Source organism: Microlunatus spumicola (genome assembly GCF_039536445.1).
Classification (GTDB): Bacteria; Actinomycetota; Actinomycetes; order Propionibacteriales; family Propionibacteriaceae; genus Microlunatus; species Microlunatus spumicola.
Map to the genome: position 1 here is coordinate 528,174 of NZ_BAAAYR010000001.1, position 12,162 is coordinate 540,335.

At 72.8% G+C, this 12,162-nt stretch carries 11 protein-coding genes; 4 read left to right on the forward strand and 7 right to left on the reverse strand.

From position 1 onward, the window contains the following. Positions 1–22: 22 nt before the first annotated feature. Complete coding sequence (locus ABD665_RS02400) at positions 23–1,429, forward strand: SDR family NAD(P)-dependent oxidoreductase (protein ID WP_204912407.1); 1,407 nt, start codon at positions 23–25, stop codon at positions 1,427–1,429. 51 nt (positions 1,430–1,480) lie between these two features. On the opposite strand, the gene ABD665_RS02405 is transcribed toward ABD665_RS02400, so the two are convergent. Then, the gene (locus tag ABD665_RS02405; protein WP_204912406.1) at positions 1,481–1,966 is read right to left on the reverse strand and encodes a DUF2231 domain-containing protein; all 486 of its coding nucleotides are present in this window, start codon (positions 1,964–1,966) and stop codon (positions 1,481–1,483) included. Positions 1,967–2,239: 273 nt separating this feature from the next. Between ABD665_RS02405 and ABD665_RS02410 the strand changes: the two genes are divergently transcribed. Then, entirely contained in the window at positions 2,240–3,586 is a 1,347-nt protein-coding gene (locus tag ABD665_RS02410; RefSeq protein ID WP_204912405.1) for a cation:dicarboxylate symporter family transporter, read from the forward strand. Positions 3,587–3,687: 101 nt separating this feature from the next. Here ABD665_RS02410 and ABD665_RS02415 read toward each other — a convergent pair whose 3' ends face one another. After that, positions 3,688–5,679 (reverse strand): glycoside hydrolase family 15 protein, encoded by a 1,992-nt coding sequence (locus ABD665_RS02415; protein WP_204912404.1) that lies wholly within the window; start codon positions 5,677–5,679, stop codon positions 3,688–3,690. Between the two features lie 329 nt (positions 5,680–6,008). On the opposite strand from ABD665_RS02415, the gene ABD665_RS02420 reads away from it, so the two are divergent. Next, a complete protein-coding gene (locus ABD665_RS02420; RefSeq protein WP_204912403.1) occupies positions 6,009–7,001 on the forward strand; it encodes an alcohol dehydrogenase catalytic domain-containing protein in 993 nt (330 codons plus the stop codon). Here the strand turns inward: ABD665_RS02420 and ABD665_RS02425 are convergent. The 5 genes from ABD665_RS02425 to ABD665_RS02445 form a co-directional block, all read right to left on the reverse strand. Continuing rightward, complete coding sequence (locus ABD665_RS02425) at positions 6,979–7,407, reverse strand: hypothetical protein (protein WP_204912402.1); 429 nt, start codon at positions 7,405–7,407, stop codon at positions 6,979–6,981. The two genes, ABD665_RS02420 and ABD665_RS02425, sit on opposite strands and share 23 nt — an antisense overlap. Positions 7,408–7,588: 181 nt before the next feature. After that, positions 7,589–8,155 carry an NAD(P)H-dependent oxidoreductase gene (locus ABD665_RS02430; protein WP_204912401.1) on the reverse strand — a complete coding sequence of 189 codons (567 nt, stop codon included), beginning with the start codon at positions 8,153–8,155 and terminating at the stop codon, positions 7,589–7,591. Between the two features lie 36 nt (positions 8,156–8,191). After that, the gene (locus tag ABD665_RS02435) at positions 8,192–8,686 is read right to left on the reverse strand and encodes a hypothetical protein (RefSeq protein ID WP_204912400.1); all 495 of its coding nucleotides are present in this window, start codon (positions 8,684–8,686) and stop codon (positions 8,192–8,194) included. Next, positions 8,683–9,885, reverse strand: a complete 1,203-nt coding sequence (locus tag ABD665_RS02440) for a molybdopterin-dependent oxidoreductase (RefSeq protein WP_204912399.1) — start codon at positions 9,883–9,885, stop codon at positions 8,683–8,685. Before ABD665_RS02440 ends, ABD665_RS02435 begins: the two co-directional genes overlap by 4 nt. A gap of 11 nt (positions 9,886–9,896) precedes the next feature. Further along, entirely contained in the window at positions 9,897–10,319 is a 423-nt protein-coding gene (locus ABD665_RS02445; protein WP_204912398.1) for a BLUF domain-containing protein, read from the reverse strand. A 144-nt stretch (positions 10,320–10,463) separates the two neighbouring features. Between ABD665_RS02445 and ABD665_RS02450 the strand changes: the two genes are divergently transcribed. Further along, positions 10,464–12,131 carry a cation:proton antiporter domain-containing protein gene (locus ABD665_RS02450; RefSeq protein ID WP_204912397.1) on the forward strand — a complete coding sequence of 556 codons (1,668 nt, stop codon included), beginning with the start codon at positions 10,464–10,466 and terminating at the stop codon, positions 12,129–12,131. Positions 12,132–12,162: the final 31 nt, after the last annotated feature.

Genomic DNA, 12,162 nt, shown 5'->3' on the forward strand with positions numbered 1-12,162 from the left:
CCTGACGGCCTAAGGTCGGCCGGTGGACAAACTGCGGAACGTGGCCGTCGTGCTCGCCGGCGGGACCGGCACGCGCGTCGGCCTGAACATCCCCAAGCAGCTCATCAAGATCGCCGGCAAGCCGATCATCGAGCACACGATCGCCACCATGCAGGCCTCGCCGCTGGTCGACGAGATCCTCGTGATGATGACGCCGGGCTACCTCGACGAGATCCGCGCGATCGTCCGGTCGGGCGGCTACGACAAGGTCAGCCAGATCCTGGAGGGCGCCGGCACCCGGAACGACACCACGGCCGCCGCGCTCGCCGCGCTGGGCGACACCGAGTGCAACGTCCTCCTGCACGACGCGGTCCGCCCGCTGGTCTCGCAGACGATCATCGCGGCGAACGTCGAGGCGCTGCAGACCCACCTCGCCGTCGACACGGCCATCCCGTCGGCCGACACGGTGATCTCGGTCGACCCCGAGCACGGCAACATCGCCGACGTCCTCCCCCGCCACCTGCTCCGCCGCGGGCAGACCCCGCAGAGCTTCCGGCTCTCGACCATCCGGCAGGCGTACGCGAACGCCGCGCTCGACCCGAACTTCAGCGCGACGGACGACTGCACGGTCGTCCTGCGCTACCTGCCCGAGGTGCCCGTGGCGGTCGTGCCCGGCCACGAGCGGAACATGAAGGTCACCGAGCCGATCGACGTCTACATCGCCGACAAGCTCTTCCAGCTCACCACCGCCGACCAGCCCGCCCCGCTGGACGACGCGTCCTACCGGGCCGCGCTCGCCGGCCGCACCATGGTCGTGTTCGGCGGCTCGTACGGGATCGGCGGCGACATCGCGACGCTGGCCGCCTCGTACGGGGCGACGGTCCACACGTTCTCGCGGTCCACGACGGGCACCCACGTGGAGCGTCGGGCCGACATCGTCGAGGCCGCGCGGAAGGTGCTCGAGGAGACCGGCCGGATCGACTTCGTGGTGAACACGGCGGGCGTGCTGCCACGCGGGGAGCTCACCGAGCTGACCGAGGAGACGATCTACGCCTCCACCGACGTCAACTACCTCGCGCCCGTCTTCGTCGCGCAGGAGTTCTACCCCCACCTGGCCGAGACGCGGGGCTCGCTGCTCCTCTTCACCTCGTCCTCCTACACCCGCGGGCGGTCGGGCTACTCGCTCTACTCCTCGGCCAAGGCGGCGGTGGTCAACCTGACCCAGGCCCTCGCCGACGAGTGGGCGGGCTCGGTGCGGGTGAACTGCATCAACCCGGAGCGCACCGGCACGCCGATGCGCACCAAGGCCTTCGGCGAGGAGCCGGCAGGGACGTTGCTCTCCTCGGAGGAGGTCGCCCGCCAGTCGCTCGACGTCCTGCTGTCGGCCCAGACCGGCCACGTCGTCGACATCCGGCGCGAGGACGGCCCGACCGCGCTCGCCAACGGCTAGCAGCGCCGGGACGGGTCGACCGCGAGGCACACCTCGCGGAGCTCCGGGTCGTCAGTAGGTCTGGGTGCCCGTCGGGTTCCACACGGCGCGCGAGCCCGCGTCGCCCACGCGGAAGCACCAGACCAGCACGAGCACGCCGACCACCACGAGCAGGGCCGGCAGCACCCGGTCGACCACCCGCACGACGCCGGCCCCGCCCCGGCCGACGACGAGCGCGCTGAGCACGGCGAGGACCCCGTACGCGGCGAGCACGACGAGCAGCTGGGTGGCGAGCATGGAGTGCCGGGCGATCAGCGGCCCGATGGTCGGGGTGCCCGGCGTGATGCCGAGACTCCGCTGCAGCCCCTCCCCGCTCTCCTTGGCCACGACCGCCGCGGCGAAGGCGCCGACCGCGACGACGCCGAGCGGCCAGCGCGCCCACGCCCGGAGGCGCGGGACCGCGAAGAGGAAGCCGAGCAGCGCCGCGAGGGGCGCGCCCACCACGACGGCGTGGACGACGAGCGGGTGCAGCGGCATGTCGCCGATCGAGTCGAACATCGCTACCTCCTGCTGCCCGGGGTCCGGGGCCGACGACGGTCGTCACAGTTTCAACGACCAGCGCGGGACAGAAGTTCGGTCGGAGTGCGACCGGCCTCACACAGAATCTGCGCGTACGCACGGGAATGTGAGGTCGCGACGAGCGGTTCGTGCGTAGGTGCTGACCTCGGGATGGGGGCGGCGGGTCATCGACCTGTGCCGCCTGGAGCTGGCGGACCGACGCCTCGCGTCGCCTGACCCCCACCCCCGTCCGAACGTCCTGAGGTCTCTCCCGTGTCTTCTGCTCCGTCCACCACCGCCGCACCCGCGCGGCGCCTCCGCCTGCCCTTCTGGGCGCAGGTCCTCCTCGGTCTGGCCGTCGGCCTCGCGCTGGGCTTCGTCGCCCGCGAGGGCCAGGTCGGCTGGCTCACCACCACCCTGAAGACGGTCGGCAGCACCTTCGTGCAGCTGCTGCAGGTCGTCGTCGTCCCCCTCGTGCTGACGGCGATCATCGTCAGCATCGCCAACCTGCGGCAGGTCGCCAACGCCGCACGGCTCGCGGTGCAGACCCTCGTCTGGTTCGCGATCACCGCGCTCGTCGCCGTGACCATCGGCATCGTCATCGGGCTGGTCACCAACCCGGGCTCCAGCGCCACGATCAGCACCGCCGGCGCCGAGGCGCCGTCCCGCTCCGGCTCGTGGCTCGACTTCCTCACCTCGATCGTCCCCGCGAACATCCTCGGGCTGGGCTCGTCGAGCAGCGGGCTCTCGTTCAACGTCCTCCAGCTGGTCGTGCTCGGCATCGTCATCGGTGCCGCGGCGCTGTCGGTCGGCGAGCCCGCCGAGCCGTTCCTCGGCGTGGTGCGGGGCGCCCTGGCGATCTTCCAGAAGATCACCTGGTGGGTCATCCGGCTCGCGCCGATCGGCACCGCGGGCCTCATCGGCCGCGCCGTCGCGCAGTACGGCTGGGACCTCGTCGCCCCGCTCGCCGTGTTCACCGTCGACGTCTACGTCGGCTGCCTCATCGTGCTGTTCGTCGTCTACCCGCTGCTGGCCCGGGCGCACGGCCTCAAGCCGTCGCGCTTCTTCGCCGGCGCCTGGCCGGCCATCCAGTTCGCGTTCGTCTCCCGCAGCTCGGTCGGCACGCTCCCGCTGACCCAGCGGGTCGTGACCAAGAACCTGGGCGTCTCGGAGGACTACGCGTCCTTCGCCGTCCCGATCGGGGCGACGACCAAGATGGACGGCTGCGCCGCCATCTACCCGGCGCTCGCCGCCATCACCGTCGCCCAGCTGTTCGGGGTGCCGCTGGGCGTGACCGACTACCTGCTGATCGCCTTCGTCTCCGTGGTCGGCTCGGCCGCGACCGCCGGCATCACCGGGGCGGTCGTCATGCTGACCCTGACGCTGTCGACGCTGGGCCTGCCGCTCGAGGGCGTCGGCCTGCTGCTCGCCATCGACCCGATCCTCGACATGATCCGGACCGCGACCAACGTCGCCGGCCAGGCCCTCGTCCCGACGATCGTGGCCAAGCGGAACGGCCTGCTCGACCTCGACGTCTACAACGGCGCCACGGTCTCCTCGATCGACGAGGAGTCCGGACCCCGGCAGGTCCAGGAGCCGGCCCTGGCGCACAGCGCCTGACCGGTCCCCCAGGACCCGGGCAGCACCACCCGCACCACCACCGGCTCCGTCCGGACGAGGCCGCCAGCCTCGTCCCGGCGGAGCCGGTGCCGTACCCGGGCTCAGGGCTGGGGCACGTCCTCGCCCGACGACACGTCGCGCGCGTCGGGCACGTCGACCGAGCCCGCCCACGCGCCGGACGCGATCTGCTGGTGGTCGGCCTCGAGCTTGATCACGTGCAGCACGGCGTTGATCAGCGCCAGGTGCGTGAACGCCTGGGGGAAGTTCCCGAGGTGCTGCCCGGAGTGCGCGTCGATCTCCTCGGCGTAGAGGTCGAGCGGCCCGGCGAACGACAGCAGCCGCGCGCACAGCTTGCGGGCCCGGTCGTACTCGCCGATCTCGCAGAGCGCCGACACCAGCCAGAAGGAGCAGATCGTGAAGCTGCCCTCCTCGCCGCTGAAGCCGTCGTCGGTCTCGGACACCTTGTAGCGCAGGACCAGGCCGTTCACCGTCAGCTCGTCGGCGACGGCCAGGACGGTCTTGCGGATGATCGGGTCGTCCGGCGGCAGGAAGCGCACCAGCGGGGCCAGCAGCGCGGACGCGTCCAGCGCCTTCGTGCCGTAGTGCTGGGTGAGGACCCCGCGCTCGTCGACCCCGTTCGCGAGGATGTCGTCCTTGATCTCCTGCGCGGCGAGCTCCCACTCGGCGGCCTTGCCGTCCTCCCCCGTCATCCGGGCGATCTTGGCCCCGCGGTCCACCGCGACCCAGCACATGATCTTGGACGAGGTGAAGTGCTGCAGCTCGCCGCGCACCTCCCAGATGCCGGCGTCGGGCTCCCGCCAGTACTTGAGGGCCTCGGTGACCTGGGCGTCGAGGATGCCCCAGATGCGGCTGTCCAGGTGGTCGGCCGCCTTGAAGTGCAGGTAGACCGAGTCGAGCAGCGCGCCCCAGACGTCGTGCTGGCGCTGCGCGTACGCGGCGTTGCCGATCCGCACGGGGCGTGAGTTCGCGTAGCCCGGCAGCCAGTCGAGCTCGACCTCGGTCAGCTTCTTCTCGCCGCCGATGCCGTACATGATCTGGATGTCCTGCTCGTCGGTCACGAGGTCGGCGATGAACGAGAAGAAGTCGATGGCCTCCCAGTCGAAGCCGAGCGAGTAGAGCCCCCACAGCGCGAAGGTCGCGTCGCGGATCCAGGTGAAGCGGTAGTCGTAGTTGCGGTTGCCGCCCGGCGTCTCCGGCAGCGACGTCGTGCCGGCCGCGGCGATCGCGCCCGTCGGGGCGTACGTGAGCCCCTTGAGCGTCAGCGCCGAGCGCTGCAGGTAGCCACGCCACGGGTGGTCCGGGAAACGGCCGCGGGCCAGCCAGTGCTGCCAGTGGTGCGCGGTCCAGACCTGCTTGTCGTACGCCTCCTGGTAGGTCCGCACGGGCACCGCACCGCCCCAGGACAGGCAGACGAAGCGGGTGTCGCCCTGCTTGAGCAGCGTGCGGGTGCTGGCCTGCCCGCCCTCGAACCCGATCCGCATGTCGCTGGTCAGGCTGACGGTGACGTCGCCGTCGTCGCAGCTCGCCGTGCCGGCGTGGTAGCCGGGGCCGGTGTACTCCCAGCGCGCGTGGTTCTTGCCGTAGCCGAACACCGGCTCGCAGTCCATCGTCGTCTGCACCTCGCCGGAGACGCAGCGGATGGTGCGCACGAGCATGTGCTCGGCCTCGTAGTCGTTGGGCGTGCGGCGGTAGGTCTTGGAGCGGTCGTCCTCGTGGTGCCAGGGGCCGATGATCAACGCGTCGCGGACGATGATCCAGCCGGTCGGGGTGCCCCAGCTCGTCTCGATGATCATCGTGCCGGGCAGGTAGCGCATCTCGGCCGGGACGAGCACGTCCTCCGGCGCGATCCGGAACGCGCCCGCCTCCCGTCCGAGGATGCGGCCGAACACGCTGGCGGAGTCGAAGCGCGGCACGCACATCCACTCGATCGCCCCGTTGGGCGAGAGCAGGGCGGAGACCTCGCCGTCGCTGAGGAAGCCGTAGTCCCCGATGGGCGTCGAGCGGACCGCGCTGCCCGGGCTGCTCAGCTGCTGGGTCGTGCTCTTGCGCCGGGTCGCGCTCTTCTTCGCCATGGGACGAAGCATCGCCCGTCCATGATCAGGTGACAAGCGTCGCGGCCGCCGGGCGAGGGGGTGAGACCGGCCGGCCCTGCGCGGTGCTGACGGGCAGGGCCGGTCCGGGCGTGGGAAGAGTCAACGGCTGCCCGCTCGGGGGGTCGGGTAGCCGCTGACTCTCGACCCCTCCATCGCCGCACGCGGGCGGGACGTTACCGGTTCCCGGCGGATCTTTCCGGCCCGTCCGCCGGCAGCGCCGCCCGGGTGCGGGCGGGCCGCTCCCGGCCGTGGGGCAGGCTCGCGCACGGACGACGACGAGGGCACGGACGAGGACGAGGAGGGGCGGCGTGCGCGCGGTCTGGTACGAGCGGCAGGGTCCGGCGGACGAGGTGCTGCAGGTCGGTGAGCTGCCCGACCCGGAGCCCGGGCCGGGCGAGGTGCGGGTGCGCCTGAACCTCTCCGGGATCAGCCCCGGGGACACGAAGAAGCGACGCGGCTGGCTAGGGTCGAGCATGCCCTTCCCCCGGGTGGTCCCGCACAGCGACGGGGCCGGGGTCGTCGACGCGGTCGGGGACGGGGTCGACCCGGGTCGGGTCGGGGCCCGGGTGTGGGTCTACAACGCGCAGTCCTACCGCCCGTACGGCACCGCCGCCGGGTTCACGGTGGTGCCGACCGCCACGGCGGTGGCGCTGCCGCCCGCGGTGACCGACGAGGTCGGCGCCTGCCTGGGCATCCCCGGCGTCACGGCGCACCGCGCGGTCTTCGCCGACGGTCCCGTCCGCGGCCGCACGGTGCTGGTGCACGGCGCCCTGGGGGCGGTCAGCTCGCTGGCGGCGCAGCTGGCCGTCCGCGACGGGGCGACGGTCGTGTCGACGGTGCGCCGCGCCGGCGACCTGGCGGCGCTGCCGGCCCGCCTGCGGGACCGTGCGGTCGCCCTGGACGGGCCCGACCCGGTCGCGGCGGTGCGGGCCCTCGCGCCCGACGGTGTGGACCGGGTGGTGGAGGTCGCGTTCTCCGACAACGTCGACCTCGACGCCGCCGTCGTGCGCAACGGCGCCGTGATCGCCGCGTACGCGACCCGCGCGGACCGGCCGTCCTTCGACTTCTGGCCGATGCTCTTCGACAACGTCACGATCCGGCTGCTCGGCAGCGACGACTTCCCCGAGGACGCCAAGCGTCAGGCCGCGGCCGACCTGACCGCCGCGGCCGCCGAGGGGGCGCTCGAGATCCGGGTCGCCGACCCCTTCCCGCTCGCACGGGCCGCCGCGGCGCACGACCAGGTGGACGCCGACAACCGGCGCCGGGTGCTGCTCGACGTCAGCGGGGCTGCGGGACGCTGAGCCGGACCGGCCCCATCGAGACGTTGTCCTCGGAGGTCCAGCTGACGATGACCTGCAGGCCGGCGTCGTAGCGGCTGAACCAGACGCTCATCGTCTCCCCCGGGGCGAGCGTCGGCAGCAGCTCGGACGTCGCGGTCTCGACCTGGCCGGCGACCTTCTGCGGCGGCCACTGCTCGAGGCCGTCCACGAACGGCATCAGGCGGACCAGGGAGCCGGTGCCGTCACCCACGTTGAGGAGCGACCACGTCTGCCCGTCGAGGTGCTCCAGCCGGAACGCCGCCGCCGTCACGATCTCGTCGGGCACGGCCGACCGCTTCCGGCGGTCGTTCAGCAGCGCGAGCTGGCCCCCGGCGAACCCGAGACCGGCCGACAGCACCGCACCCACGAGGTAGATCCCCCACTCCACGCACGCCCCCTTCGCCCCAGCAGCCGAATCTTCTTACCGGGCAGGGATCCGGATGCTGAGAACCACCTACGAACTTGCCGAGAAGCCCCGGCGGGCCGCCGGTGCCCGGGCATGGCAGAGCCGACGCGGCAGACCGACCCCAGGAGGGACGGTCGGCCGCGCCGGCCGGGTGCGGCAGGGGTCAGGCGTTCAGCCGGCGGCTGATGCTGATCGTGCGGGTGACGAGGTGGTCGAGCGCGGTGTTGGTGACGTCGCCGACGGGGATGTCGTTGGCCGCACCGGTGACGTGGCTGACGCCGTACGGGTTGCCGTCGACGAACTTCGAGCCGTCGGTGTAGCCCGGGGTCACGAGGATGCCGCCGAAGTGGATGACGGTGTTGTAGAGCGCGAGGAGCGTCGTCTCCTGGCCGCCGTGCAGGGTCTGGCTGGAGGTGAAGCCGGCGTAGACCTTGTCCGCGAGCTGGCCGGTGGCCCACTGGGCGCCGAGGCCGTCGAGGAAGACCTTGAGGCGGCCGGCGATGTTGCCGTAGCGGGTCGGCGAGCCGAGCAGGACCACGTCGGCCCAGACGATGTCGTCGGCGGTCGGGCGCGCGGGCTCGCCCTCGGCGACCTCGTCGTTGTCGCGACCCACGGAGCGCAGCCGCACCTCGGCGCCCTGCGCCTCGGCGGACTGGGCCAGACGAGCGGCCATCGTGGCGACGGTCCCGGTCTGGGAGTAGTAGACGATGGTGACCTTGGTGGTCGGCACGGGGATCTCCTCGAAGTAGTTGAGGGCTCAACCATATCAGGAGTCGCCGCTCTGCGCTGCCCCCTCGGCACTCTCCGCCGATCGCCGCTCCTCCGACCGCCCGTCCGCGGCCACGCGCACCGCGTACAGGACGAGCGTGACGACCGCGACCAGGCCCAGCAGGACGGTGAGGTTGAGCCCGTAGCGCTGCAGCAGGATCGCCTTCTCCGGCGGCTGGCTGCCCTCGAGGTAGATCATCGGCAGCGCCACCACGGTGATCATCGAGCCGGCCACCAGCGCGAGCTGGACGAACCCCCGCCCGCGCGCCGGGACGAACCGCCGCAGCCCGGCGCCGACGGCCAGGACGAGCGGCGACAGCAGCCCGTCGTGGACCACGAGCGCCCCGACCATCCACAGCCCGAGCAGGACGAGGTCGGGCCAGGCCACGACCACGAACAGCTGCGCCACCCCGTACGCCAGCAGCGCCAGACCCGCGACGGCGAAGGCGCGCCGGGCCAGCAGCACCCGGTCGAGCGGCTGCCCGGCGCTCACGAGACGACCACTCGGGAGAGCCACTTCGTGTTGAGCACGCCGGCCCGGTTCGGGGCGATCAGCCGCAGCGGGTAGCCGTGGTCGAGGTCGAGGCGCTCGCCGTTCAGGTGCGTCGCCAGCAGCGCGGCGCCGAGCTGGGGGCCCGTGATCACCGACTGGTTGTAGGCGCCGAGCGGCTCGAAGGAGAAGACCTGGACCGACGAGCCCTCGTCTCCCCCGGCCCGGCGGACGAGGTCGAGCAGGCTGAGCCCGCGCCAGGCCGCGCCGACGCTCCAGCCCTCGACGCAGCTGATCGGGAACCGCGCCTCCTGCGTCGCCGCGGGCTCGAGGTCGTCCAGCGTGAGCCGGAACGACGTGGCCCCCTCGACCTGCAGGACCCAGCCCGGCGCCGTCGCGAGGGCGGTCACCTCGGCCTGCTCCGCGGTGCGGTTCACGGGGACCAGCTGGGGGCCCCGCCGCCACTGGCGGATCGCCAGCAGCCCGACGGGCTCCAGCGGCGTCACCGTCTGGCCGGCCGCGGCGAGGACGACCACGCCGACCCCGGCTCCGGTGGCGGCGAGCACGCCGCGCCGCGAGATCGCCGGCGTCGCGGGGGCCGGCACGTCGCCCGCGTTGCTGTGCGAGGCGGGGTTGTCCTCCCACGGGACCTCCGTCAGCACGTCCGCCTCCGCCACGTCGGCGCGCAGGCCGTAGAGGATGTCGGGCAGCTTGACCGCCACGTGCAGCAGGACGGAGCCCATGACCACGTACGCGAGGTAGTGGTGGGTGTCGACGAAGTACCAGCGGAAGGGGTACCAGTCGAGGGCGTTGGCGTAGCCCGTCGCGAGCTGCACGAGCGTGGCGGCGACGAGCACGGCGACCGACGCGCGCTCGAGCAGGTGCAGCACGGACCGGACGGGCGGGAAGCGCCACAGGTTCGGGTAGACCGACCACAGCTTGACCAGCACGAGCGGCAGGCAGGCGGTCCCGGTGAGGACGTGCACGCCCTGGGTCACGCGGTAGATCCACACCGGTGCCGCGGGCCAGGGCAGCCAGGAGAGCGGGTGGTACTGCAGCTCGCTGACCAGGCCGGTCGCGAAGCAGACCGCGATCGCGATGCCGAGCACCCGGCCCAGCCGAGCGGTGACCGCGGTCGACCGGAGCGGGCTGGAGAAGTGCGGCCACCAGGGGGGCCGCGCGGCGGTCGTCCTCGCGGGCACGGCGCCCTCCGTCAGCTCGGGCGGAACATCGACAGGAAGTCGTTCAGCGCGGCGGCGTGCTCGTGGTGGCTCTCGTCGTCGTCGGGCTCCAGCGCCTCGCCGAGGAGGCGGTTGTAGCCGCTCTCGGCGACGGGGTGCTCGGCCAGCTCCCGGAACCCCATCGTCCACTCGGCGAACCGCCGGTGCTGGGCGTGGTGGCCCCACATCAGGTCGATGTCCTGGTGCCGGCGGTCCCGGACGATGCTGGCGAAGAGGGAGCGCACGACGGGCTCGTCGCCCTCGAGGAACTGCATGAACGCGCAGTCGCGGTAGAGCAGCAGACCGGTCACGCCGTGCTCCGCGTTCCAGGTCCGGCTCCAGTCCAGGACCGCCACGAGCTCGTCCTGGGTCCAGTCGTGGTCGGTCGTGCTCGAGTAGACCAGCGAGAAGACCACACCGAAGGGTAGGCGGCGTCCCGCAACCGCGGGGCCGATCCACCCGCACCCCTCCGGGCGGGCCCCGCACACCTGCCGGGCACTTCACCGGACACGTGGCCGGGGACGCCCCGGGCGACGTACGCGGCTGCGAGGCTGGGCCCCGTGACCGAGCTGCTCGTCGTGCTGGTGGCCGCGCTGGTGGTGATCGCGGCCGCGACGGTGGCCGGGCCGCGGCTCGGGATCGCCGCGCCGCTGGTGCTGGTCGCCGTCGGGGTCGGCGCGAGCCTCCTGCCGGTCTTCGCGTCGGTGCGGATCGATCCCGAGTGGATCCTCGAGGGCGTCCTGCCGCCGTTGCTCTACTCCTCCGCCGTCTCCATGCCGGCGATGAACTTCCGGCGCGAGTTCGGGGCGATCAGCGGGCTCTCGGTGGTCCTGGTCGTCGGCAGCGCCCTGCTGCTCGGGCTCTTCTTCTCCCTCGTGATCCCCGGCCTGGGGTTCGCCTGGGGCGTCGCCCTCGGCGCGATCGTCAGCCCGACCGACGCGGTCGCGACGTCCATCGTCAAGCAGACGTCGGTGTCGCGGCGGGTGGTGGCCATGCTCGACGGCGAGAGCCTGCTCAACGACGCGACCGCGCTGGTCCTGCTGCGCACCGCGACCGCCGCGACCGCGATGGCCTTCTCGTTCTGGGGCGCGCTCGGCAGCTTCGCGTACGCGGTCGCCGTCGCGGCGGTCGTGGGCTGGGCGGCCGGCGCGCTGAACCTGTTCGTCCGCCGCCGGATCACCGACCCGACCGTCAACACGGTCATCTCCTTCGTGGTGCCGTTCGCCGCCTCGGTTCCCGCCGAGCTGCTCGGCGCCTCCGGCCTCGTCGCCGCCGTCGTGGCCGGCCTGGTCACCGGGGTCCTCGCGCCGCGGATGCTCTCCCCGCAGAACCGGCTCTCCGACACCCAGAACTGGCGCACGGTCGAGCTCGTCCTCGAGGGAGCCGTCTTCCTCACGATGGGGCTGCAGATCAAGGGCATCGTCGGCGACGTGGAGCGCGACCACGCGGGCGTCCTGCCGGCCCTGCTCGTGGCCGTCGGTGCGCTGGTGCTGACCGTCCTCGTACGGACGGCGTACGTGGCCCCGCTGCTCGCCGTCCTGCACGCGCGCGGGCGCCGGATCGGCCCGATGCGCACCCGCATGCAGCAGATGCAGGAGCGGCTGGCCACGCCCGAAGGCCGGCAGGAGACGTTCCGGGAGGCGAACCCGCGCTCGCGGCGGACGGCGTCGGAACGCACGCTCGACCGCTTCGCCTTCCGCGTCACCCAGGCCGTGGCCGACCTCGAGTACTTCCGGAAGGCACCGCTCGGCTGGCGCGAGGGCACCGCCGTCGTCTGGGCGGGCATGCGGGGCGCGGTCACCGTCGCGGCCGCGCAGACCCTGTCGGAGGAGACGCCGCAGCGCTCGGTCCTGGTCCTCGTCGCCTTCGCCGTCGCGGCCCTGTCCCTGGTCGTGCAGGGCGGCACCATCGGTCCCCTGCTCCGCCGCATCGCGCCGCGGGTCGACGAGGCGGCGGCCGCCGAGCAGACCGCGGCCGAGCAGGGCCGGATCGTCGACCTCCTCCGCACCGCGACCGAGACCGTCGACGCCCCTCCGGAGCCTGCGCGGACGCAGGACGGCTTCATCGTCGCGAAGGCCCACCGCCTCGCGGTGATCACGGCCCAGCGCTCGGCCCTGCTCGACGCCCGCGACCACGGGACCTTCGACGCCGACCTCCTGGCCCGAGCGCTGGAGAACCTCGACGCCTCCCAGATCGCCATCGAGATGCGCGGGAGCCTCGCAGTCTGACCTCTCTCCTCCCCCCGGACCGCGCGAGTGG

What these genes read in the sequence shown, in the direction of transcription:
- ABD665_RS02415 (WP_204912404.1), bottom strand. Translation starts at nt 5,679, where the DNA reads ATGGCGAAGAAGAGCGCGACCCGGCGCAAGAGCACGACCCAGCAGCTG.
- ABD665_RS02405 (WP_204912406.1), bottom strand. Translation starts at nt 1,966, where the DNA reads ATGTTCGACTCGATCGGCGACATGCCGCTGCACCCGCTCGTCGTCCAC.